17 protein-coding genes are annotated in these 24,229 nt (G+C 37.9%); 13 read left to right on the top strand and 4 right to left on the bottom strand.

What is annotated here, in order from left to right; translation table 11 throughout:
* Positions 1-2: 2 nt before the first annotated feature.
* The 10 genes from FVB32_RS11860 (at position 3) to FVB32_RS11815 (ending at position 10,984) form a co-directional block, all read left to right on the top strand.
* Positions 3-848 (top strand): DUF4249 domain-containing protein, encoded by an 846-nt coding sequence (locus tag FVB32_RS11860; RefSeq protein WP_147744010.1) that lies wholly within the window; start codon positions 3-5, stop codon positions 846-848.
* 146 nt (positions 849-994) lie between these two features.
* On the top strand, positions 995-2,161 hold the full coding sequence (locus FVB32_RS11855) for a serine hydrolase domain-containing protein (RefSeq protein ID WP_147744009.1): 1,167 nt from the start codon (positions 995-997) through the stop codon (positions 2,159-2,161).
* A 298-nt stretch (positions 2,162-2,459) separates the two neighbouring features.
* Positions 2,460-2,975 carry a nuclear transport factor 2 family protein gene (locus FVB32_RS11850; protein WP_147744008.1) on the top strand — a complete coding sequence of 172 codons (516 nt, stop codon included), beginning with the start codon at positions 2,460-2,462 and terminating at the stop codon, positions 2,973-2,975.
* Between the two features lie 39 nt (positions 2,976-3,014).
* On the top strand, positions 3,015-3,779 hold the full coding sequence (locus FVB32_RS11845) for a hypothetical protein (RefSeq protein WP_147744007.1): 765 nt from the start codon (positions 3,015-3,017) through the stop codon (positions 3,777-3,779).
* A gap of 75 nt (positions 3,780-3,854) precedes the next feature.
* Positions 3,855-4,868 carry a hypothetical protein gene (locus FVB32_RS11840; RefSeq protein ID WP_147744006.1) on the top strand — a complete coding sequence of 338 codons (1,014 nt, stop codon included), beginning with the start codon at positions 3,855-3,857 and terminating at the stop codon, positions 4,866-4,868.
* Between the two features lie 15 nt (positions 4,869-4,883).
* Positions 4,884-5,930 carry a hypothetical protein gene (locus FVB32_RS11835; protein ID WP_147744005.1) on the top strand — a complete coding sequence of 349 codons (1,047 nt, stop codon included), beginning with the start codon at positions 4,884-4,886 and terminating at the stop codon, positions 5,928-5,930.
* 3 nt (positions 5,931-5,933) lie between these two features.
* Positions 5,934-7,349, top strand: coding sequence for an MBOAT family O-acyltransferase (locus tag FVB32_RS11830; RefSeq protein ID WP_147744004.1), 1,416 nt, complete (start codon positions 5,934-5,936; stop codon positions 7,347-7,349).
* A 121-nt stretch (positions 7,350-7,470) separates the two neighbouring features.
* Positions 7,471-9,495: a S9 family peptidase gene (locus FVB32_RS11825; RefSeq protein ID WP_246139880.1), complete on the top strand. Its 2,025-nt coding sequence runs from the start codon at positions 7,471-7,473 to the stop codon at positions 9,493-9,495.
* Between the two features lie 33 nt (positions 9,496-9,528).
* On the top strand, positions 9,529-10,371 hold the full coding sequence (locus FVB32_RS11820; RefSeq protein ID WP_246139879.1) for an endonuclease/exonuclease/phosphatase family protein: 843 nt from the start codon (positions 9,529-9,531) through the stop codon (positions 10,369-10,371).
* A 1-nt stretch (position 10,372) separates the two neighbouring features.
* A complete protein-coding gene (locus FVB32_RS11815) occupies positions 10,373-10,984 on the top strand; it encodes an FMN-binding negative transcriptional regulator (RefSeq protein ID WP_147744003.1) in 612 nt (203 codons plus the stop codon).
* An 11-nt stretch (positions 10,985-10,995) separates the two neighbouring features.
* Here the strand turns inward: FVB32_RS11815 and FVB32_RS11810 are convergent, their stop codons facing one another.
* On the bottom strand, positions 10,996-12,789 hold the full coding sequence (locus tag FVB32_RS11810) for a PorP/SprF family type IX secretion system membrane protein (RefSeq protein WP_147744002.1): 1,794 nt from the start codon (positions 12,787-12,789) through the stop codon (positions 10,996-10,998).
* A gap of 310 nt (positions 12,790-13,099) precedes the next feature.
* Between FVB32_RS11810 and FVB32_RS11805 the strand changes: the two genes are divergently transcribed.
* A complete protein-coding gene (locus FVB32_RS11805; RefSeq protein ID WP_147744001.1) occupies positions 13,100-13,576 on the top strand; it encodes a GNAT family N-acetyltransferase in 477 nt (158 codons plus the stop codon).
* A 135-nt stretch (positions 13,577-13,711) separates the two neighbouring features.
* Positions 13,712-14,134, top strand: coding sequence for a DoxX family protein (locus FVB32_RS11800; protein ID WP_147744000.1), 423 nt, complete (start codon positions 13,712-13,714; stop codon positions 14,132-14,134).
* Positions 14,135-14,144: 10 nt separating this feature from the next.
* Here FVB32_RS11800 and FVB32_RS11795 read toward each other — a convergent pair whose 3' ends face one another.
* Positions 14,145-16,307 (bottom strand): TonB-dependent receptor, encoded by a 2,163-nt coding sequence (locus FVB32_RS11795; RefSeq protein WP_147743999.1) that lies wholly within the window; start codon positions 16,305-16,307, stop codon positions 14,145-14,147.
* Between the two features lie 261 nt (positions 16,308-16,568).
* Here FVB32_RS11795 and FVB32_RS11790 point away from each other — a divergent pair, with 261 nt between their 5' ends.
* Positions 16,569-19,880: a tetratricopeptide repeat protein gene (locus FVB32_RS11790; protein WP_187269564.1), complete on the top strand. Its 3,312-nt coding sequence runs from the start codon at positions 16,569-16,571 to the stop codon at positions 19,878-19,880.
* A gap of 96 nt (positions 19,881-19,976) precedes the next feature.
* Here the strand turns inward: FVB32_RS11790 and FVB32_RS11785 are convergent, their stop codons facing one another.
* On the bottom strand, positions 19,977-23,453 hold the full coding sequence (locus FVB32_RS11785; RefSeq protein ID WP_147743997.1) for a 4Fe-4S binding protein: 3,477 nt from the start codon (positions 23,451-23,453) through the stop codon (positions 19,977-19,979).
* 89 nt (positions 23,454-23,542) lie between these two features.
* A complete protein-coding gene (locus tag FVB32_RS11780) occupies positions 23,543-24,094 on the bottom strand; it encodes an OsmC family protein (protein ID WP_147743996.1) in 552 nt (183 codons plus the stop codon).
* Positions 24,095-24,229 lie beyond the last annotated feature (135 nt).

Here is a 24,229-nt window from a genome sequence, read left to right as displayed (position 1 = left end):
CGATGAAACTATACTATAAAATCTTAATTAGTACTTTCTTAGCGGTAAATACATCATGTACAGATGTTGTTGAAGTTGATGTTCCAGAAGGTCCCATCCGACTAACTATTGAAGCTTCATTGGACTGGGAAAAGGGAACAGCTGGTAATGAGCAGACCATTTTGCTTAGCACATCCACTCCTTTCTTTGATAGCCAAGCCAAGCCATCGGTAACCGGTGCAAGTGTTCAAGTAACGAACAACAGTTCGGGAGCAGTATTCAATTTTGAAGACCAGGGCAATGGACAATATACCACTTCCTCTTTTGTGCCGGTATTCGGCAATTCGTATTCGCTCGAAGTGGTCTACCAGAACGAACGCTACACAGCCACTGAAACCTTATTGCCCGTAACCGATATTTCTTCCATTACACAATCCAGAGAGGATGGTGATGATGATGAGGCCCTTGAAGTAAATGTGTCATTTCAAGATCCGGCTGATATTGAAAACTACTATTTCCTGAGGTTTCAGAGCAGAAATGATCTACTACCAGAGCTTTTTTACATTAAGGATGAATTTATTGATGGCAATGAGGCTACTTTTCTCTACGAAAAAACCGAAGATGAAGAAGATAATATTGAAGAATTTCAACCTGGTGATGTTGTGGATATTATTTTGCTCAGCGCCTCCGAGGATTACTACAACTATCTTCAACTTTTAATAGAACAATTTGAAGGCGCAGGAGATCCATTCAGTGCAACTCCCGTAGCATTAGTTGGCAATTGCATAAATATTGATAACCCAGATAATGTTCCGTATGGATATTTCAGGGTTACCGAAAAGGTAGAAAGCACATATACGTTTGAGTAGTTTTTGTTTAGGTTGGTTAAACCCCAAAGTGATGTTTTCATGCTTTGGGGTTTTTTGAAGTTAAGTTGATCATTAAATCATAGTGCTGTGTAACATATGGAATAATGTATTGTCTTTGAAGTGGCTAATTATCAAATATTACTGAAATGCAATCAAACCACATTACCTTCTATTTTCTTCCATTGTTGATCATCACCTTGCTAACTGGATGCAACGATACCAAAAAAGTAGAACCAGTTAATGCAACGGTAAAAAGTGAAATTGAATTTCCGTTAGGTGGTTTTACAGAAAACCATATGGATTCCCTTTTTATCAGTAGTATGGAAGATGCTGTCCAAAAAGGAACTTACCCAAATATTCATAGTGTCTTGATTCTCAAGAACAACAAATTGGTCTACGAAAATTACTTTAAGGGCAAGGATGAGTTATGGGGCGATGATTTGGGAATAATTGGTCACCACAAAGATAGTCTTCACGATGTGCGTAGCATCTCAAAAAGTATTGTTGCCGCCTGTATAGGCATTGCATTGAAAAAGGAAATGATCGATAGTCTCTCCCAAAGCGTATTTGACTTTTATCCGGAGTTTGAGGAATATAACACAGGGTTACGCTCGCAAATTACTGTTGAGACACTGCTTACCATGACCACGGGCATGGAATGGAATGAAAATGTTCCTTATACAGATCCTAGGAATAGTGAAATTCTAATGACCTCCAGTGATGACCCTATAGAGTTTGTGCTAAGCAGGCCCATTATAACCATTCCTGGAGAAGTTTGGGAATACAATGGGGGCACTACTCAACTTTTGGCCTCCATTATAGAAAAGACCAGCGGTTTAAACATTCATGAATTTGCAAAAAAACATTTGTTTTTACCTTTAGGGATAGAAAAGTCTGAATGGACTGAATTCCCAGGCATTAATCTACCCGCAGCGGCATCCGGGCTTCGCTTAACTTCCAGGGATTTAATGAAATTTGGTATGCTGTATGCTAATGAAGGGGAATGGAATGGAAATCAAATTTTATCCAAAGAATGGACCCAAAAATCTAAACAACCGCATATTTGGTTTGGCCGGAACAATAATGTGGGGTATGGATATCAATTTTGGATATTTAAGGCCATAACCATCAACAAAAAGCAAAACCACCTAATTCCTTCCGCTGTTGGTAATGGCGGTCAACGAATTTACATTGACGAAAAAAATGATTTAATTGTAGTTATAACTGCAGGGAATTATAACAATTGGACACTGAAGAAAGATTCAGAATCACTGCTTACAGATTTTATTTACCCTTCGCTAATGTTGAATTGAAATGTAAGGCCAACTGTTCTTGGTGTATATCATTATGATACTTGTAAGAAAAACACCTTGGATTTAGCGTTTCTGCGCTCTAAAATTCATTTTACGCTTCCATTAAATAGCTCATTAACAGATTTTTACTATATTAGATAGCTGAGATTTTCACTATACCTCCCCCACTTTTTCTCGGTTTGTTCCCCTTTTACGTAGACCCTTACTTGCAGTTGTATAGATTGATACATGATGTTTGGAATTAAGCAAGTTGTAGAGTACCCATTACGAATTGCTAATTCAACTAAATATCAACCTTATGAAAAAACTACTCTTTACCTGCATTGCAGCAACGCTGCTTATGGCATGTCAACAAGGACCTGTCCGGTATACCCAAAACTCACCCGAGATAGATACCGTCAAAAAACTGATTGCTAATTATGATAGCAAAGTATTTGATACTAGTATGTATGCGGATACCTCAAAAACCTATTACAATACAAAAGATAATCCCATGTCTCCCAGTGAAACCATGGACTATCACAAACAAACAGATACCAACTATTCCAGCAGAGGTTTCCAAAAAGAAAATCAAGACTATGAAATGGTGGTTACAGATGATGGGGAAACTTGGGTAAACTGTTGGTTAAACTGGGGTGGAACCTTAGCCGCTAATGGCAAGGAAGTTTCAATCCCTATTCATTTAACATATCAATTTGCAGAAGGAAAAATTGTAAGGGAATTAGGGTATTGGGATCCTACTGAAATTGTGCTGACACTGCAACAAATTGAGGCCGAGGCCAAAATGGCCGAAGAAAATTCAGCGAGCGAATAACAAATACAAACAATTACTAATAATTAAAACCAACCTATTATGAAAAAAGGATTTCTAACCTTATTACTATTGCCATGCTTAATTTTTGCGCAAGAAGCACAAGAATATGGCGTATTCACTAACCTTATGCTTACTGCCCACCCAGAAAAGATTACTGAATTTGAAGCTGGGCTTAAAGCACATAATCAAAAGTATCATCCAGAAGGCGCTTACCAAGCGAGTGTATTTTTTGTAACCAGTGGGAAAAACTTTGGGAAGTACATTTGGAGTATGGGACCATTACCTTGGAGTGCAATGGACAATGCACCAGGAGATGAAAATGGCCATAACGCAGATTGGAATGCCAATGTTGCGCCATACGCTTTGGCAGAATCTGAAGTAAATTATTGGAGGGCAGATATGGAACGTTCCAATTTCACCAAAGACTTTCAACTTAAAAACCTTGCCATTTTTATGTTAGATATGAAACGTTTTAAGCAAACACAATTCATGGCTGTTCTGGATAAAGTGACCAAAGTCTTTAAAACCAAAGACCCAGGGCAACAATGGGGAGTATACTTTAATGAATTGAACAACATGGATGGACAAGATGTGGTCTGGGTGAATTTCTTTGATAGTTCTTCTTGGATGAGCGAAGAAGATAAATTTCCACAATGGTTTGAAGAAGTGCATGGAGAAGGTACTTTTATACCCTTTCTTACGGATTTTGAAGCCGCAACCAATGGCGATATGCAAGAATTATGGGTTTTTAGACCAGATTTAAGTGGTAGTGATGGCAAAGTACAAGCGGTAGCAAGTGAATAGCATTTAGTGTTCAGCATAGGTAGGGGCATGAAAGTGTCCCTACTTTTTATTTACATTAACCAACCAAAAAGTATAATGCATTTAAAAAAATCACTGGTCATTGGCTTAGTTGTTACAGCAATCAGCATATCTGCATGGGAATTGTATTGGCGTTCACAGGGATTCTCTGAGTCCATTGATGATAATGATGCCCTTTGGGCACAAGAACGTTCTAAAGTTGATGATCTGTCCAAAGAAGGTGTTGTTCTTATTGGCTCTTCCAGGGTTCACTTTGATATCCAATTGGACGTATGGAAAAAAATGCTTGGAAACAAGCCAGTACAATTGTCATCCGGAGGCTGTTCTCCTTTGCCATTTTTTCATGATGTTGTTAACACCTCTCCCTATAATGGTACAATTGTACTAGGTGTGACTCCTGGATTATTTTTTTCAACTACGTACCCAGAGGCTCCACCTTGGGCTTGGCCTCAAGCTAGAGTAAATCATTTTCATGATCGCACCTATGCACAACGTATAAATCACAAACTATCAATCCCCCTTCAAAGTTCTTTAGCATTTATAAGTGAGGTTGAAGGTGTTGATGGCCTCAATTTAAAAGAACTATTGGGCAAGGTGAAAATTGGTAACCGAACTTTTGATCCAATGCCTCCATTTCACTCTTTTGAAAACATACGGCTCGATAGAAATGTTCGGATGAAAAAACGCATGGAAACTGACACAACTTTTGCAAACACCGTAAAAAATGTATGGCAATTTTTCATGTCGGGTGAAGGACCACCTCCAGATAAAGAATCAACTATGGCTTTTTTTCTTGAAGATTTAAAAAAATTTAAACAGAAGGGCGGTACAGTAATCCTGTTGCGTTGTCCATCTATGGGCTACTTAAGGGATTTTGAAAACAACGTTACACCCAGAAGCAAATTTTGGGACGAGTTGGTGAAAAAAGCTAATGTGAAAGCCTATCACTTTGAAGATTACCCCCAATTGCAGGGGTTTCATCTACCAGAATGGTCGCATCTATCTGCACAAGATGCCGATATCTTTACCAAAGAATTTATCAAAATCATGAAATCTGATAGTATATTGTAATAAAGAAATGACAACATGAACCTAAAGCAATCATTTTTAATAGCAATTATACTTGGCTTTATAGGACTAGCCGCATGGGAAATGTATTGGCGTTCCAAACCAGATTATTATAAGGCCAATTTGGAAGATGATAGATATTTATGGGCAGAGCACCGAGCAAAGGTAGAATCAGCTACCGATAAGGATATTGTTATAATTGGTTCTTCTAGAACTGCGTTTGATTTTAACACCCATGTTTGGGAAGAGACCCAAGGTATTAAACCTATTAACCTCGCTACAGACGGTAAACCACCATTGGTGTTTTTTGAGGATATTGTTGAAAACACTAATTTCAATGGAACCTTAATCTTGGGAATTACCCCGCTCCTTTGCTTCTCGCCAGGAGTGGAACAAAGAAATTTAGAGGCCAAAATATGGGTAAATCATTATCACAATCAAACCTATGCTCAAAAACTAGGTTTTTGGGTTTCAAAACCCTTAGAACGTCATTTGGTGATGCTGACATCATCAGAGCTGGAGTTTTACAATGACCTCGATTTAAAATCACTTCTAAAAACAATTCATATCACCACAGAAGAGCGACCTGACAACCGTTTTAAACTTTTAAAGTTTAGCGCCAATGATGAGGATAGAAATTTGATGATGTTCCCTTTAATGGTAACAAAACCTGAGTTTGCGGAGAAAGTTCAAAATGTTTGGAATTCTTTCTTGCCCCATATTCCAGATTATGAAATCATCAAAGACGGGATTCCGACAGTTCTTAAAAAATATGAAGTAGCAGCAAAAAAGTTCCAAGAAAGAGGAGGCAAACTTATTCTTATCAGACATAAGGCGGAGAACGGTTGGAACAAGCACACAAAAAGAATACTGCCAAAAAGTATGGTATGGGACAAATTTGTTCAACAAATGAATTGTCCTGCTTACCATTTTGAAAATTATGACTTTATGTCCAAACCTACCTTGCCAGATTGGTCACATATGAATGCTGAAGACTCAAAAACATACACCAAAGCCTTGGTAAACAAACTAATAGAAGATAACCTTTTACAAAAAACCAACTAAAACATGTTATTCAATTCCCTAGGATTTATCGTCTTCCTGACGGTAGTATTGATTCTATATTATGCTCCTTTATTCAACTGGACGCAAAAAAAACTAATGCTCCTACTGGCTAGCTATGTCTTTTATAGCCTATGGAACCCTCCTCTAATTTTACTTTTATGGATTTCCACCATGGTAGATTGGACAGCAGGTAACAAATTGGCCAAAGAAGAACGACCAAAAGTTAGAAAACTGTGGTTGCTATTGAGTATGGTGGTCAACCTTGGTTTTTTAGCCTTCTTTAAATACGGAGATTTTCTGTTGGAAAACTTTGTATTGCTTTCCAATAGTGTGGGTTGGGATTTTAAAGCACAACCTATGGATATCATTCTGCCCATGGGTATTTCGTTCTATACTTTTCAGACCATGTCATACACCATAGACATTTACAAGAAAAGAATTGGCCCTGCCAAAACCTTTTTAGACTTTGCTCTGTATGTAACGTTCTTTCCACAATTGGTGGCAGGACCAATTGTTAGGGCAAAGGACCTTATCAGTCAATTTTATGAAGCCAAAAAAGCTACTGCAAAGCAATTTATTTGGGGATTGTTTTTACTCACCATTGGTTTATTTCAAAAAGTGGTACTGGCGGACACCTTATTATCCAGTACATCGGATACTGTTTTTGGTTCAAAAGAAATTCTAAACTTTTGGGATGCTTGGTCTGGAACACTTGCCTTTTCAGGGCAGATATTTTTCGATTTCGCTGGGTACTCAACCTGTGCTATTGGTATCGCCTTAATGCTCGGTATTGTTCTTCCTGATAATTTTATGTTTCCTTATGCCTCTATTGGATTCCGTGACCTATGGAAGCGTTGGCATATTTCACTCTCCAGCTGGCTGCGAGATTACCTTTATATTCCCTTGGGTGGTAATCGGTTTGGCATTACAAGAATGTACGTTGCCTTGATGCTCACCATGTTGTTGGGCGGACTTTGGCATGGCGCGGCATGGACCTTTGTTGTTTGGGGTGCATTACACGGCACTTATCTTATAGTGGAGCGACTTCTTAAAAATGTGTTTACCGTTAAACTAAATGCATGGAATGGGATTCTGTTAGCCTTATTGACCTACACCTTGGTTAATTTTACCTGGGTGTTTTTTAGGGCAAGAGAATTTTCAACTGCTAAAAATATGATTGCCTCCATGCTTTTTATGAATGATGAAGGGGCCAAGATATTAGGTCTTTTTGATATTTTAAAAGTATTTATCGTGGTGACATTGCTATTTATATGCCATTGGTTAATGCGCAATACCAACATGAAAGCGGTAAGTGAAAAAACTTCACCTTGGCTGTTAGGAATATGTTGGGCAGCAATGTTTTTTCTTATCTGTATTGCACAAGGCAGTGGAGAACAATTTATCTATTTTCAGTTTTAATGCGAAAACAATTTTCAAAAATGGGGTTTTAGGTGAGCCTAAAAAAGCAGCTCGCAAAGAATCCCATCTTTTAATTTAATACGTATCTTAACTCCTCTTAAAACTTCTTAAATCAATCACTTTGAAAACAGCTTTAAAAGGTATTATCGTCCTATTGTTTTTAGGGCAAATTGCGTTTGGTCAAACCAAATCCAATCTTGAACTTATCGACATTTTTAACATGGAATATATTTCCGATCCGCAAATCTCTCCGGATGGCAACCAGATTGTATATGTTCGTAATTTTAAGGATGTCATGACCGATAGAAATCTGTCCAACATTTGGTTGGTCAATTTTGACGGTTCCAACAACAGACCGATTACAAACGGCAATCAGAATGATTTTTATCCTAGATGGTCACATGATGGAAAGAAAATCATCTTTAAATCGAACATGTCAGATAAAAAAATGAAGGTCTACCTTATGTGGATGGACACCAAAGAGATTGCACCATTGACCAATACGCCAAAAGCTCCCGGACAAATAGCATGGTCGCATGACGATCGATACTTAGCATTTAATATGTTCGTACCCAAAAAAGAAGAGTCCATTGTAAAAATGCCGGCAAAACCAGAAGGTGCAAAATGGAACAAGCCTCCCACTTATATTGACAAACTTAATTATAGAGGAGATGGACAGGGGTATATCAAAGGAGGTAATATGCAGTTATTTACTTTACCCATTACCGGAGGTACTCCCAAACAATTGACAAGCACAGCTTATGACCACGGTAAGCCAATTTGGTCAAAAGATGGTAGCAAACTGTATTTTTCAGCCAATTTCAATCCAGATCAGGCTTTTGAACCCAATAATAGCGAGGTATATGAGTTAAATTTGGTGGATAACAAGGTAAACGCACTTACCAGTAGGTATGGCCCAGATCAATCACCTACCTTATCCCCTGACGGAACTAAAATTGCTTACATAGGACTCGATGATAAATTGCAAGGGTATCAATTGAATGAACTCTATGTCATGGATGTTTCTGGTGCCAATTCTAAGAAAATATCCAATGATTTTGATAGAAACATTGCTAATATTCAATGGGCAAAAGATGGAAAAGGCCTGTATTTTCAATATGACGATAAAGGAGATACCAAAATTGGCCATATGTCACTATCGGGGGCAACATCCACCAAAGTTGAAGGTTTGGGAGGATTATCTTTAGGAAGACCTTATAACGCAGCAACCTTCACAGTTTCCAATACAGATAGATTGGCATATACTTTGGGCGGCACCCAACATCCAGCAGATTTAGGAGTATATGACAAAAAAGGTTCGAAAAGAATCACTTTTGTAAATGACGATTTGTTCTCATTCAAAAATTTGGGAAATGTAGAAGAGATTTGGTGGGAATCATCATATGATCAACAAAAAATTCAAGGATGGGTCGTAACACCTCCCAATTTTGATCTCTCCAAAAAATATCCCTTTATTCTCGAAATACACGGGGGCCCTTTTGCAAGTTACGGTTCTGTATACTCGGCAGAAATACAGGCTTATGCGGCGGCTGGTTATGTAGTGCTCTATTGCAATCCAAGAGGAAGTACAAGTTATGGGGAGGAGTTCGGCAACATGATACACCATGACTATCCAAATCATGATTATGAGGATTTAATGTCTGGTGTGGATGCTGTAATAAAAAGAGGCTCTATAGACGAAAAAAATCTTTTTGTTACCGGTGGTAGTGGCGGCGGTGTATTGACTGCATGGATCGTTGGTAAAACAGACCGCTTTAAAGCGGCAGTGGTAGCTAAACCAGTAATTAACTGGACAAGCTTTGTCTTATATGCAGACGGCGCTGCTTTTTTCTCTAAATATTGGTTTGGAAAAAAGCCATGGGAAGATCCAGAGAGCTATTTCAGGCGTTCTCCATTATCCTACGTAGCCAATGTGACCACACCGACCATGTTACTCACTGGCGAAGAAGATTATCGTACCCCAATTGCTGAGTCAGAACAATTTTATACTGCTTTAAAGCTGGAGGGCGTGGAAACGGCAATGGTCCGTATTCCCGGTGCGTCTCATGGTATTGCAAACAAACCAAGTAATCTAATTGCAAAGATTGCGGGTATCTTGGCTTGGTTTGAGAAGTATAAGAGCTAACAAATCCAAACTATAATTCCTAAACTGCATTCTATGTTTCGCAAGCATTCCATCTTATTTTGTTTTATCTCTTTAGCGTTGCATCCCATTTCTGGCCAAGAAACAAGGGTTATGAGTTACAATGTGAAGTATGACAATGTGAATGATACCATCAATAACTGGAATAATCGCAAGCATACCATGGTGGATTTAATTCAATATTACAAACCTGACTTCGTTGGAGCCCAAGAGGTGCTTCATCATCAACTCTCCTATTTGGACTCCATGCTGGCGGAACACTCGTATGTTGGAGTTGGTAGGGATGATGGCAAACAAAAAGGAGAATACGCTCCAATTCTGTTTAATACTTTCAACTTTGAATTATTGGAAAACGAAACATTTTGGCTTTCTGAGACACCTGCTAAAGTTTCGGTGGGTTGGGATGCGTCAATGGAACGTATTTGTACTTATGGTCTATTCAAAAATCGTACTACGGGAATGGAACTGTATGTATTTAATACCCATTTTGACCACATAGGGGAATTAGCCAGAGCAAAATCCGCTGAATTGATTTTACAGAAGATCCACGACATCAACGTTAAAAATCTTCCTGTCATTCTTATGGGAGATCTTAATTTAACTCCAGATACCACACCAATAAAGCTTATAAGAACAAAAATGGATGATGGAATGGAAATTTCAAAAGAACCATTTTACGGCCCCTCAGGTACGTTTAGCGGTTTTGACCACAGCAGGGTTTTAAACACTAGAATAGATTATATCTTTACAAAGAATCTAAAAGTCAATAGTTACATTCACATTGATGATAGGATGGAAAACAACAAGCATGTTTCGGATCATTTACCCGTATTTCTTACCCTAAATACAAAACAATAGGATGTACATTCCACATTATTATAAAAATGAAGATTTAAAAGAAATCAAAGCTTTCTTGATGCATAACAGTTTTGGGATTTTGGTGAATCAAGTGGATGGAAAACCTTGGGCATCGCATATTCCTTTAGAACTGGATAAAGACAAGGAAGGAAAAGATATTCTTGTGGGTCATATTGCAAAAGCTAATCCGCAAGGGAAGGCTTTTGATTCAAATACAGAAATTTTATGCATATTTAATGGCCCACATGCCTACATATCTTCTTCTTGGTATAAAGAAGAGGAAGTTCCTACATGGAATTATATAGCAGTACATGTTTATGGAAGATTGAAAGTTTTGAATGAGGAAGAAACCATGGCATCGCTTCATAAACTGGTAGATAAGTATGAAGAAAACTCTAAAAACCCTGTTTCTCTGCATGATATGTCTCCTAAAACACTAAGACAGGTAAAGGGCATCATTGGTTTTCAAATAGAAATCACAGCTATTCAAGCGGCATATAAACTCTCACAGACCAGAACAGAGGATCATCCAAAAATCACCTCAGAACTTACAGATCAATCTGATGCTGGCAGTAAGGCCATTGCACAGGAAATGAACAAATCAAAAGTTTAAAATCACCTATTCTATTCATTATCCTGGAATTTAGTATCCGCCCAATTGGAATAGCGTGGATTATCAACATGCATGATCCAGATTTCATCTGTATACTTACCTTTCATGTTTGAACGGTAGGCCGCATAAGCATCTTCATTCTGCTGATATTTTGCCAAGTAAACATAATTAAGACCGTTATCTGGATTCTTAAAGTATTCAGCGTTTAATCCCTTTTTCTTCAAATCTGCCATAAAACTCTTCAAATAGCGCTCGTTTTTAAACACATTTGCTACTATATAATGCCCCTTTCCTACACCATCCAGATTGATAAACTTTTCTATTGGTTTAAATGCTCCCCCAGTAAACGCACCACCCTTTTTCTCTGGAGTAATCTCTTTCTTATCTGGGGCAATCTCTTTCTTAATAGTAGTATTTTCATTTACAGCAAGACTTGTAGTCTCAAGGACAGTACTGATTGAATCTAAATCATCACTTTTTGCTAGATATAACTGCTCGGCATTTTTTTCAATATCGGGACGCTTATTATCCGTCTGACGTTTTACCATCCGCATGACCATTTCAAATCGCTCCTCCAAATCCTGTTGTCTCCTTAGTTCGAGCGAATCCATTTTATAGAGCAGGTCATCAATTATGGCATAATGGTCTTCTTGTTGCTCTTTAAGTGTTTTTACTTGTTCCTCCCAAAAAGCTAAATCCTCTTTATTGGTGGGTCGCAACGTAGTTTTCGCATCTAGTTTGTTCTTCTTCTTTTTCTTATGCTCTTTAATATCAGCTACAAAAGTACCTTCAATAGGTTTTTGAGTGGAGCCTTCATTGGAAGCCAATGTATTTTTGGCCAATGATGGAACAAAAGAAAAAGCAATGGAAATTTCATGGGTCACCCCTAAATCCACGATGTTGTTGTTTAAATTTTTCTCAAAATTATACCCAAAGGACAATCTTCGGTTTAAATTAAAACCAGTACCTGCCGATGCTCCATAGAATTGATCGTATCCACCTTGAATCCATCCCAGTTTTGGTAAGTCAAGAATAAGTCCACCTCCAAAAATAGGGTCTTCCTCACCTTCAAATCTGGCTCGTGCTAAAGGCAGTAAACGGCCATCCTCAAAAATACCAGCACCATTTTTAAATTCATGTGCAAACTGAATATGTCCTGAAAAAGTCTTCTCGTTAAACTCACTTAAAGATTTTCCTGTCTTAATATTATAATCAACCAGATTTTGCGCAAATACACCAAAGTCAAACTTACCGACGGAAAGGTTTAGACCAGGTTGAAAGGATATGATAGAATTTTGGGTGGCATCATTCAATAATGGATCGTCTTCCAATGCGACAGCCCTATCAGGATCAAAACTACTTACATAGTATGGGATATTTACTCCAAAACTTAAGTTACTTTTTTGACCAAGCTGAATGCCATGGGAATAGTTAGCCATTATACCAAGATTGGAGATAACTCCTTCTTGTTGATTATACAGACTAACTCCCATACCTATCCGGTCATTTATTTGACCACTATAGCTCAAGAAATAGTTTTGGTTGTTATCATTAAAATCCGAGCCTTGACTTCTATGAAAAAGGTTTACGTACGACTTGTTTTCTCTAACTGCAGAAAAAGTCGGGTTGATCAGGAATCTATTGAATTTTAAAAGATTCTGAAACGGCACATCGTAACTTACGTACGGATTACTCTCTTGTGCACTTAAATCCGTGAAATGCAGGCACGAAAAAATCAGATAAAAAATCCAATTGTAGCAAAAAAGAGAACTGCCTTTGGAGAATAGGGGTAGTTTTACGTCCATAGCCAAATGGTGTTTGTAGGTTAAAGGACCTGAGGGAACCAGGTGTATGTCTTTTGTTTGGTCTCATTAGCAAGATTTGGGAGCTTGTAAGAGTTTTACTATTAACTTTAATGTAATGTTACATATTTTATCGGTAAATAGCCAATTTTATCGTTGAAAAACCGGTTTTACTAGTTAACAAACGCTTTAAACTGAAAAAAATTGGATGAATTAGGATAAAATATTGATATTCAAACTCTTGATCTCCTATACGTTTTTATCGATATTCGATGTATTTTTGGGTTTTAGAATTGTCCTTTTTCATTAAATCATGTCAGAATCACCAAAAATAATCGCTTATACGGATCAGTATAGTGAAGCATTTAAAACGCTAAATGAAGAGTGGATCACCCAATATTTTAAAATGGAGGAAATGGACCGTATTTCCTTGAACCACCCTCGAGAATATATTTTGGACAAGGGAGGATATATTGCTGTTGCATTAATTAAAGAAGAAGCTGTTGGGGTATGCGCTTTAATTAAAAGTGAACACGAAGGGTTTGATTTTGAATTGGCAAAAATGGGGGTTTCTCCAAAAGCCCAGGGCAAAGGAATTGGTAAGCTTCTAGGGCATCATATTATTGAAAAAGCCAAAGAATTAAATGCTAAACGGCTGTATCTAGAAAGCAATAGGGTTTTGGTGCCTGCTATTAATTTATATCGAAAATTAGGTTTTAAAGAGATTGTAGGAGCCGTTTCTCCATACGAGCGCAGTGACATTCAGATGGAATTGGACCTTATGAACTAGCGATTTGGTTTATGCAATGAAGGTCGTTTTTAAAAACCACCTTAATCCAAATCGGGTTCTTATTTACTGAAGAGTATTTTCATATATCGTTTAAAATGAGTATATTATAGAATTCATTTTTAAAATTCTAAAGCCATGGGAACAGTAAAGAATTTGAACAAATGGGCCAATTCACACACCTATTACCCATTAGATCTTGTACGTGTAGCGCTAGGAGTCTTTCTTTTTATCAAAGGAGTGGAATTTATGACCAATCATGAACAAATGGCTGAGGTGGTAAGACCATTCCAGGAAATGCCTGGAGGTATGATCCTTTTGCATTATATAGCCCCTGCACACTTTGTAGGAGGATTTTTAATTGTAGTGGGCTTATTAACGCGATGGGCGGTTTTGGCACAGTTACCCATTTTAATTGGAGCGGTTTTGGCCAATTTTTTAGGAGTAATGAACACATCTAACTTATTGTTGGCAACCATAGCCTTGCTGGTTTGTATTTTCTTCTTGGTTTATGGTTCTGGAAAGCATTCTGCAGATTACTATTTAAAAATGCAAAAATAGCTTAGGTCTTTTAGAGGTTATCTAGCTGATTGCTTTTGCCGTCATTGCTAATAGTCCAAAAGAAACCAACAAAAAAGAAGCTGTCCGCCGCTGGCGTTATGGCCCTTCTATCAAAAACACCATTCACATTTGGAGCATCTGCATATTGGTAATTATTGATGTTGTTGAATCCCAAAACATTGTTTACGGAGAAATACAAAATCTTCTGTTGATCGATAAGGTAGGCCCAGTTAACACTTAAATTATTGAAGGATTTGGTCTTTTCTGCCAAAAAAGCATCGGTGTTTGGATTATCATACGGTCTACCCGATCCATACGAATATGAAAATCCAACTTGAGAGCGTAGTTTGTTTACCCAGTATTTTGTGACAATGGATAGATTATGTTTTGGCGCAAAATTAGGTGTGGCCCTTTCACTAAAGTTGCGATAGTCTCTTTCCGTATTCAAATAGGAATAGGAAACCCAATAGTCGAGGCTTTTTATGCTTTTATTGTCTCTCCAAAATACATCCAAACCAGCAGCATATCCATTACCTGTATTGGTAAAATTAGAATCAAACCGGGGAAGTTCGGAATCGTACTTGATCAAATCATCATAATTCTTGTAATAGGTTTCCGCTCTAAATGTTTTTCCATCATCCACATGTTGATAGTTTAAAATGTAATGCGTTGTTTTTTCAGATTGAATAGCCTGTCTAAATTTGGCAACTTCTGCCAAAGGGTTTTGATAAAAATCGCCATAGGCCAAAGAAAATTGGCCCTTATCCCCTGGCTTATATGCTAAAGAAATCCTAGGTGAAACTGTAAAGTCATTCAGTAAAGTGCTGTGCTCTCCCCTAACCCCAAGTTTCATGGCAAACTGATTGCTTAAAAAAATATCTGTTTCCAAAAAGCTGGCCCACAATTGGTCTTGATAGTTACTATTAAACTCAAACCCATCCTGAGCACTAAAAGTTTCATCATAGTCCGTTAAAAACAACTCAGAACCAAAATTTAGGTTGAATCTGCTACTAAAATTCTTTCTAAGTTTAAATTTAAAGTGCGAAGCCGTTTCGCTTGCCTCAATGCCATCATTTTGTATTCCAATGGTATTGGAATCCGAAGAAATAGCAGCACCTGATATTAATGTCCAATCATTCTCAAAAAAGTATTTGTAAGAGGCATTAAAATAAAGATTGTTGTTCTTTAACTGAAAGCGAACAAAATCGTCAAAATTGATATCCTCTTGCGCAATATCCAAATCAGCATGATTGAATCCTGTGTATAATTTAAACATGCTTTTTGCCCCTTTACTTCTGAAAACAGCTTCACCTGCTATAGATTCATATGGACTATTCCATCGCACCCCTTGATTGGAAGGTATTAGGGATTCATACGGAGCAAGATTGATATAGGAAGTGTTGATGCTTAAGGATTGATCGCCCCAAATTTCGGTGTGCCCCAATCCGCCACCTACTGACATCACCGAAATATCCGTTTTTTCTTGATCAGGTACATCCGTAGTGTTTAATAAAAGTACGCTGGACAGAGCTTGGCCATATTCTGCCGAATAGCCTCCTGTGCTAAATGTAATCCCTTTAAAAAGGAATGGAGAAAACCTACCTCTGGTAGGAATGTTGTTTGCGGTGGCGTTAAAGGGTTGAAAAACACGAAGTCCATCAATAAAAACTTGCGTTTCCCCTGCCTCCCCTCCACGCACAAAAAGTCGACCATCTTCACTAACTGATGTGGTACCCGGTAAAGTTTGCAATGCCGCAACAAAGTCCCCGGCCGCACCTGCAGTGGTAACAATATCCAACGGTTTTAAAACGGATACTTTAGAATTGTCGCCAGCCTCAAAAGTCCCTGCGGTCAAGGTAACACCGGTTAAGGCATTAATAGATTCCACTAAACTAATTCTGATGTCTTTAAAATAAGAGATGTCCCCTACTTCGTAGTGGGGATCATAGGACAACATGGAAATTATCAATGTTTGCATGCCAGTTTCAGTTGTTTCAAAACTAAACGTCCCATTTTCGGTAGTAGATGCCCCATCATAGGTGCCCTCCAAATATACATTGGCTCCCGCTATGGGGTTGTTTTTTGCATCGGTCACCACACCTGAAACTGTGGTTTGTGCCATTGTAATACTCAAATTGAGCAATATTAATACGAGTAGGGTTGGTTTTTTCATGACTGTTCGTTGTTTGATGCACCAAAATTGTGCAATCAAAAAAGTCTTAGCCAATAGGAATTACTGAACTGTAAATTATAAGAGATGAATTGTGTGTATCAGAAAATGTCCCTGCTTCTTTCATTTTGTCCATTACGCATTAAACAGTACATTTAAGTACTTGTTTACCAACCATTTTAAACCAATACTATCAAACAGACCCTCCGCATACTCTTGTTTATGTGCTTGGCCATGCACTCATTGACAGCCCAAAATAAAAACTTGGACAGTCTACTTACAGTTTGGCAAGATGTTTCGGTGCAGGATACCACACGATTGGAGGCTGCATATACAATCTTTATTTCCCAGTTTAGACAGAATCTGGATACAGCCAGGGTTTTTGGAAAGAAAATGCTTGAATTTTCTCAAGAAAACAAAAACTTAAAATGGGAAGCTACTTCCACTCGATTAGTTGGAAATACGTACGCCGTTCAAGGAAAACTTGAAGATGCATTAGTATGGTTCAATAGAAGTTTGGTTCTTTCCCAAAAGTTGGAAAGTCAAAAGGATATTGCTGTTACTTTGAGTAATATAGGAACAATTCATTATGAAATAGGAAATTATACGCAATCCATATCATTCTTGTTGGAAGGGCTTAAGATTTCTGAAGAACTTGATGACAAACCAGCATTGGCACGTGTCACCAATAATCTTGGCAACGTATTTATTGAGCAAAAGAACAATGAAAAAGCTCTGGAGTATTATTTATATAGTTTAAAACTTAAGGAGGAACTTGATAATCCTAGATCACTACCTGCGGCCTATAACAATATTGCCCTGGTATATGGCAATCAAAAAAAGTATGACCAAGCATTCCAATACCTAATGAAAAGTATTGAGACCGCAGAAAAAGTCGATGATAAAATATCCCTGACCCGAGCTTATGCTAATATAGGTTCATTATATAATGAAAGAGGAGATTATAAAAAGGCACTTGACTTTTTAAATAGGAGTTTACGCATAAAACTTGAAATTCAAGATAATGAAGGTCTTGCTACAACATATCTATATCGCGCCAAAACCTATTTAAATCAGAAAAAATACCAGCTGGCCAAAAGAGATTGTGCAGAAAGTCTAGCTAGAGGAAAGGAAATGGGTGCCCTTTTGGTTCAAGAAGAAGCCTGCGAATGTCTTAGCTTGGCGTGGGAAGGGTTAGGAAACACAGATAAATCACTAGAATTTTATAAAAGATTTACTATGCTCAAAGATTCTTTGTTCAATAAAAACAGAACAGAGGAAATCACTCGAAATGAGTTACAATATCAATTTGAAAAGGAACAATTGGCAGATAGCATTGCTTTTCATAGAAAGCAAACAGCACAACAAGTTGCTTTTGAACGTGATCTGAACACACAGCGCATTAAGTTCTATATTTTTCTCTTTGGGGGTCTTGGACTGCTGATTTTTGGTATTATTTATTGGCGTTCTAGACAAAAAACACAAGAATTAAAGAAGGAACGTGAAATTGTTCAAAGGTTAAAACAAGTTGACCAATTAAAAGATGAATTTTTGGCAAATACTTCCCATGAACTTCGTACACCATTAGTCGGCATTATTGGGCTTACCGAATCCTTAAAAGATGGAATTGCAGGTAAGCTCCCAGAAACTGCACTTGAAAACTTGGATATGATTGCCAATAGTGGCAAGAGACTTTCCCATTTGGTAAATGACATTTTGGATTTTGCCAAACTTAAAAACGAAGATTTGGTGCTTTCCAAACGACCTGTGGACCTTTATACAGTTTCCAACATTGTCCTTCAATTGTCACGTCCATTACTTACAGATAAAAAACTGAAGCTCATCAACTCCATATCCAAAGAAGCCCCATTAGTTGATGCCGATGAAAATAGACTGCAACAGATTCTTCACAACCTTATTGGTAATGCAATCAAGTTTACTAAAAAGGGATATATCACACTACTGGCCGAAACCAAAAACAAGATGCTTTCCATATCTGTTTCTGACACCGGCATGGGCATCCCCAAAGAAAAATTGGAAACCATTTTCAATTCTTTTGAACAAGGTGATGGATCTACGCAAAGGGAATACGGTGGTACCGGTCTTGGGCTTTCCGTTACCAAGCAATTAGTTGAATTACATGGTGGCACTATTAGTGTCACTTCCGAAGAAGGTAAAGGCTCTATTTTCACCTTTACCCTTCCCAGAAGTACCCAAAAAAGAGAGGACTTGAAGCCAGATTTATTAGTTTCAACCGATTTTATACAACCGCTTAGTACCTATAAGGAAAATGATGTCATAGACAAGAAGAGAATTCAGCCAGAGCGTGAAGCGGCTAACATACTTATTGTGGATGACGAACCAGTTAATAGAAGAGTTCTCGAAAACCATTTAACCGTTGCAGGATATAAGGTGACCGAGGTAAGTTCTGGAAAAGAAGCCCTAAAATCTTTGAATGATGGTACATCTTTTAATTTGGTCCTTTTGGACATCATGATGCCAGGCATATCTGGCTATGAGGTATGCGAAGAAATAAGAAAGACATTTACTGCCAGTGATTTACCCATAATTCTTTTGACGGCGAAGAACACCATTAACGAACTCGTAATTGGCTTCAACTCTGGTGCAAATGACTATTTGACCAAGCCTTTCTCAAAAAATGAATTGTTGAGTAGGATAAAGACCCATATTAATTTAAATACCATCCATAGAGCTACATCCAAATTTGTGCCATCCGAATTTGTACGATCCGTCGGAAAAGAATCTATAACAGATATTAGACTTGGAGACCATATCGAAAAAAATGTGACGGTCTTATTTTCTGATATTAGAGATTATACCGCACTTGCAGAGGGTATGACCCCTGAGCAGAATTTTAAATTTGTGAATGCCTATGTTGGACGCATGGGACCCATTATTAAAGAAAATGATGGTTTTGTAAATCAATATCTTGGAGATGGAATCATGGCCTTATTTCCCAACAAAGCAGAAAGTGCATTGGATTCCGCAATAGAAATGCAGCGGACTTTGGCATTATATAATAAGCGACGTGTAAAAGAAAAAGGTTACGAGCCTATTTCGGTTGGAATGGGGCTACATTCGGGACCATTAATAATGGGTATTATAGGCGATACTAAAAGAAATGACCCTGCTGTTATTGCGGACACAGTAAATAGTGGAGCACGTGTAGAGGGTGTTACAAAATACTATGGCGCCAAAATTATTATTAGTGAAAACTGCCTGAAGTCCATGAAAGATGCATCCGGATTCAATTTCAGATATTTGGGAAAAGTAAAGGTAAAAGGGAAGCAAAAAGCAATAGGGATTTATGAATGTATCGATGGGGATAGTATTAAGAGTATTTCGCTAAAGCTGGAAACGAAAAAGGATTATGAAAAAGGGATACATTTCTTTTTTGATCAACAATTCAGTGAAGCATCGTCCATTTTTGAAAAGATCCTATCCAAAAACCCTAAAGATGCCATTGTTCGTTATTTTAATACCAATGCAAAAAAATATGCTGTTTCTGGAGCACCAAAAGATTGGGAATCTGTTACCGTGATGCACGAAAAGTAGTCTTGACAAGAAAGTGCTTAGATACGCATCCGTATTTTCAGAATCCATTTGATGTAGGAGGTGCCAAAAAAAATGATTATGGAATTGGTGGAATCCTTATCCGATTTCCAGCTCAGAAGCTAGTTTTGAATACTCCGTAGATCTCTTTAAAGAAACTTCTGATGCTAATGACTTGTACTTAACAAAGCGTTTATCCACAAAATTTTGAATACTTTCAAGCCTTTCTTCATTTGCACCAAAAAGCCCATTGAACCTTTTTTCCAATTGAAAATATTTCTTAACCGGTATGGAGGGTATTTTAGAATCCAACTGCATTGGATTTAATCCTTGAACAATCCTATTTGGGTCATTCCTATAGAGCAACCATTGACCTGATGCCACTGCTGCCTTATGATATTGAGAAGGCTTCTTCATATCAATTCCATGTGCTGGACTATGGCAGTAAGCAATAATAATAGATGGACCATCATGTTGTTCTGCTTCTACAAATGCCTTCAAGGTTTGCTCTTGATTGGCACCGATGGCAACAGAGGCCACATATACATCCTCGTACGCCGTTGCCAAAAGCCCTAAATCCTTCTTTTGTTTTTGTTTGCCTTTAGATGCATATTTTGCTGAAGCGCCATAAGGAGTAGCTTTGGACATTTGTCCTCCGGTATTGGAATAAACTTCATTATCCAAAACCAAAATATTTACATTTTTTCCTGATGCCATAACATGATCTAATCCCCCATAACCTATGTCATACGCCCAGCCATCGCCGCCAACAATCCATACACTTTTTTTAACCAAACTATCAGTAATCCCCAACAACTGTGTCGCTTCGGGTTGTGCAATTTCTCTCAGTTGTTTATTTAAATCCGTTATACGATTTCTTTGTTGGATAATTTCAATTTCTGTAGTTTGTCTTGCATCCAAAATATTCTGAATCAGAATTGGATCAAGTTGGGCAGCTAATTTTTTAAGTAGGTTTTTAGCTTGAATTCCTTGTTGATCTATGGATAAGCGGTATCCCAAACCGAATTCCGCATTATCTTCAAACAAGGAATTAGACCATGCCGGCCCCCTACCCAACTCATTTTTGGACCATGGTGTTGTAGGCAATGCTCCACCAAAAATGGAACTTGCCCCTGTTGCATTGGCCACTAACATGCGATCTCCAAATAACTGCGACATTAATTTTAAATAGGGAGCCTCTCCACAACCATCTACACCCATGGCATATTTGAACAACGGTTCTTGCAATTGCTGCTGACTTACTTTGGTAGTATCAATTTTGGTTCTGTCAAATTCTGGAATAGTTTCAAAGAAATTCCAGTTCTCCTTTTCACTTTCAATGCCTAGTTTATCATTAGCCATCATAAGTGCTTTTGCCGGACATGCATCTACGCAATTGTTGCATGAAGTGCACTGCGCTGGATTCACCTGTACGGTATAATTGAGTAAATCAAAACCTTCAATTTCTTCTAAAAATTCTACAGTTTTTAAACCCGTTGGTGCTTCTGATAGAATATCATTATCATAAGCTTTAATTCTTATGGCTCCTTGCGGACATGCCATACTACATGCCCCGCATTGCGTACATAAATCAGTATCCCAAACTGGAATTTCCATAGCCGTGTCTCTTTGATTTAGATGGGAGGTATTGTTTTCAAAAGTACCATCCACTGGTAAGGCACTTACAGGCAATTCGTTACCGCGTCCGGTCAGTAGTTTCCCCAAAAGAGTTTTTGAAAACTCTTCATCATCGACCAAACTGCCTCGCCAACATCCTGTTAAGATTGATGTATCTACTTTAGCAATGTGTGCTTGTACATCTTCTAGGTGCCAGTTATGCAGTAATTCACGCTTCAATGCTAAATGGCACGCATGCAAGCTTCCAATGGAATATCCATTGATTAAATACTCATTTCCCAACAAGTGAATGTCTACAATGTACAGTCTAATTTCTTTTTCCTGAATCAATTCTTGTTGCTCATCCGTAAGTTCTCCCCAAAAGCCCACTGCCTCTTTTTCCGAATGAATTAAGAGTATCCCCGAATGCTTTAATTTTTGAAGAACAGCTTCGTTTTTAAGGTTTTCTATTCCATCGCAAGCAATGAAATCTGCTTCATCAATCTGGTAAGGGGCCTTTATTTGAGTCTTAGAGATTCGCAAATTGGAAACACTTTGCGAATTTGACTTTTTATAGTCACAGCCCGCATACCCTTGGACATAATTATCGGTTGAATTTCCCAATAATTGTAAAGCTGCATTAAATTGGGATTGGGTTTGTGCGCCTCCATTTTCATAAAAAATAGCTTGATAGTTATGGGTCTGAATTTTGAGTGTTTCGCTATAATTAAGACTTAAACCCGTTATGTCATCCGTAATACCAATAGTAAAATTGTTCTTTGGTTCAGAAGTTTTAAGGTTATCAATTACAGCTTTTACCATGGACGGCGTAAATTCCTTGGAACTTAGTCCATAGCGACCCCCAACTACCTTTGGAAATTGGTCAAAGGTGCCCATATTTAGGTTTTCCATTAAAGATTGCACTACGTCCAAGTATAAGGGTTCTCCGGTAGAACCTGGTTCCTTGGTACGATCTAAAACGGCAATCGCCTTACAAGTCTTTGGTATGGCATTCATAAAATGTTTGCTGCTAAAAGGTCTAAACAGACGTACTTTTATTAGACCAATTTTACTTCCATTGGAATTTAAATGATGGATAGTCTCCTCGATAGTCTCGGTTGCGGATGCCATTGCAATAATCACTTGCTCCGCATCAGGGTGACCTACATAATCGAATATTTTGTATTGTCTTCCCGTGAGTTTAGCAAACTCATCCATTTGTTTCTGTACAATTTCAGGACAGGCATTGTAAAATGAATTTACAGCCTCCCTGCTTTGAAAAAAAACATCGGGACCTTGAGATGTACCTCTAACAAACGGCTTGTTTGGGTTAAGTGCTTGGTTTCTATGGGCACTTATAAAATCTTTATTGATGATGGTTCTTATGACCTGATCTGAAACTTTTTCAATTTTTGAGGTTTGGTGTGATGTCCTAAATCCATCAAAAAAATGAACAAACGGAATTCTTGATTCCAATGATGAAACTTGTGAGATAAGCGCAAAATCCATAGCTTCTTGCACGGAACCAGCTCCTAAAAAAGCATACCCTGTATTTCTTACCGCCATGATATCGCTATGGTCACCAAAAATGGAAAGGGCATGAGTAGCAACTGATCTTGTGGCTACATGAATTACATTAGGGGTTAGTTCACCCGCTATTTTATACATATTGGGCATCATAAGTAATAAGCCCTGAGAAGCTGTAAAGGTAGTGGCCAATGACCCAGTTTGTAATGCACCATGCATTGCTCCGGCTACTCCAGCTTCGCTTTGCATTTCAAAAGTATCTGGTACATGACCAAAAATATTTTCCTGCTGATCAGCACTCCACTGCTCTACCAACTCTGACATTTCTGAAGAAGGCGTTATCGGATAAATAGGACATACCTCATTAATTTTATAAGCTATGTGAGCCGCAGCCTGGTTACCGTTTACAATGATATGCTTGTTAATTTTCATGAATTGATGGTGATGATTGGCAGAATAACTGGAAATGGAAATAAAAAAGGCCGTCCCAAGTATTTTGGGTTACGGCCTTTTTAAAAGTCTTACTTTACAATTTCAATAGAAACTGGAGTAGGATTGGTAATGATATCAAATACTGGAGAGAACCTTGCCAAGTTTTCCAACTGTTCCGCGGTTGCATCAGACTTGACTTTAAGTCTAACTTTAATTCCGTCAAAACCTTTTCTTACTTCAGGGTCAAGGCCTAAAAAACCATGTAAATCCATACCACCATCTAAAGAAGACTCTGCTCCTTCAATTTCAATTCCGTTGGCTGCAGCGTGGTATGCCATAGCACCAGTTAAACAAGAACCTAAGGCATGTAGCACAACCTCTGCTGGTGTAGCTGCTTTATCCTTTCCTAATAATACATTTGGATGGTCACATTCCATAGTGAATGTTTCTTCACGAGAGGTATCTTCTGCTCCTACTCCGTAAAAGCTTTTAACACTGGACACACAATGTCCACCTTCTATCCAGTTGTTTTTAGTTCTGAACTCGAACTTGGCCAATTCTGGATTTTGTTGTACCGCACCGATAGTTTCTACCAACTGATCTACGTTTACTCCGTTTTTAATGTTTGCTGTTGTAATCATTTTTTTAAATTTTAAAGATTATTATTTTGTTTTGACAGTAGAGATGCATTTGGCGTGCCAAAAAATATAATTAGCTATATATCAATTGATTACAAGTAAAATGAATGAATTAAAGAGTTACGATATTTCATAAAT

It is taken from the genome of Flagellimonas hymeniacidonis, assembly GCF_008040165.1.
Taxonomy (GTDB): domain Bacteria; phylum Bacteroidota; class Bacteroidia; order Flavobacteriales; family Flavobacteriaceae; genus Flagellimonas; species Flagellimonas hymeniacidonis.
This window is presented reverse-complemented; position numbering and strand designations above follow the sequence as displayed.

Excerpts from the sequence above, each read along its gene's own strand:
- FVB32_RS11800 (WP_147744000.1), top strand. The coding sequence starts at position 13,712 with ATGGGAACAGTAAAGAATTTGAACAAATGGGCCAATTCACACACCTAT.
- FVB32_RS11855 (WP_147744009.1), top strand. The coding sequence starts at position 995 with ATGCAATCAAACCACATTACCTTCTATTTTCTTCCATTGTTGATCATC.
- FVB32_RS11830 (WP_147744004.1), top strand. The coding sequence starts at position 5,934 with ATGTTATTCAATTCCCTAGGATTTATCGTCTTCCTGACGGTAGTATTG.
- FVB32_RS11860 (WP_147744010.1), top strand. The coding sequence starts at position 3 with ATGAAACTATACTATAAAATCTTAATTAGTACTTTCTTAGCGGTAAAT.
- FVB32_RS11850 (WP_147744008.1), top strand. The coding sequence starts at position 2,460 with ATGAAAAAACTACTCTTTACCTGCATTGCAGCAACGCTGCTTATGGCA.
- FVB32_RS11840 (WP_147744006.1), top strand. The coding sequence starts at position 3,855 with ATGCATTTAAAAAAATCACTGGTCATTGGCTTAGTTGTTACAGCAATC.
- FVB32_RS11780 (WP_147743996.1), bottom strand. The coding sequence starts at position 24,094 with ATGATTACAACAGCAAACATTAAAAACGGAGTAAACGTAGATCAGTTG.
- FVB32_RS11795 (WP_147743999.1), bottom strand. The coding sequence starts at position 16,307 with ATGAAAAAACCAACCCTACTCGTATTAATATTGCTCAATTTGAGTATT.
- FVB32_RS11785 (WP_147743997.1), bottom strand. The coding sequence starts at position 23,453 with ATGAAAATTAACAAGCATATCATTGTAAACGGTAACCAGGCTGCGGCT.
- FVB32_RS11820 (WP_246139879.1), top strand. The coding sequence starts at position 9,529 with ATGTTTCGCAAGCATTCCATCTTATTTTGTTTTATCTCTTTAGCGTTG.
- FVB32_RS11810 (WP_147744002.1), bottom strand. The coding sequence starts at position 12,789 with ATGGACGTAAAACTACCCCTATTCTCCAAAGGCAGTTCTCTTTTTTGC.
- FVB32_RS11845 (WP_147744007.1), top strand. The coding sequence starts at position 3,015 with ATGAAAAAAGGATTTCTAACCTTATTACTATTGCCATGCTTAATTTTT.
- FVB32_RS11805 (WP_147744001.1), top strand. The coding sequence starts at position 13,100 with ATGTCAGAATCACCAAAAATAATCGCTTATACGGATCAGTATAGTGAA.
- FVB32_RS11835 (WP_147744005.1), top strand. The coding sequence starts at position 4,884 with ATGAACCTAAAGCAATCATTTTTAATAGCAATTATACTTGGCTTTATA.
- FVB32_RS11815 (WP_147744003.1), top strand. The coding sequence starts at position 10,373 with ATGTACATTCCACATTATTATAAAAATGAAGATTTAAAAGAAATCAAA.